This is a genomic window from Erwinia sp. PME.40.26/001 (assembly GCF_055556675.1).
This window is the reverse complement of record NZ_JBVHNP010000036.1, coordinates 1-401: the sequence shown is the minus strand read 5'-3', so window position 1 is coordinate 401 and position 401 is coordinate 1. Positions and strand designations below refer to the sequence as shown.

The window sequence follows — 401 nt, the reverse complement described above, 5'->3', positions numbered from 1 at the left end:
AGATTTGCGGGCAGTGGTCAGACAGAAGCGCCTGCTATTTCCGTGGCTACACAGCGCAATCAAGAGTGCCTATCTCGTGCGGGTCGATCAGCATGACGTATTGCAGGTGACCGCTAACAACAGCGACCACGAATTCAAAGTGGTTACGCACCCAGATCCAATGGGCTTGCCGAAGATCATCGAACAATTGCGCTTAATGCAGGAAAATACGCAGAAACAGGTTGGCCTGGCTCGGCGTCTACGCAGTGTCCCTGAGGCGCTGGGGGACATAGCGATCACGCAAATGATCACAGCTTACTGTGTGCAGCGTGCTGACCTTTTAGGCTATCACCGGCTGCTTTCTTTGTGGCGCGAAACTCAACCCGGCCCTAGCGTAAAACGGGTCATCGCTCACTGGCTGG

1 protein-coding gene is annotated in these 401 nt (G+C 54.6%); it reads left to right on the top strand.

Annotated features, from left to right (window positions below; translation table 11 throughout):
• Nucleotides 1-401: hypothetical protein (locus tag ACZ3HG_RS23090; RefSeq protein ID WP_465334620.1), on the top strand; the 401-nt coding region annotated here is incomplete at both ends.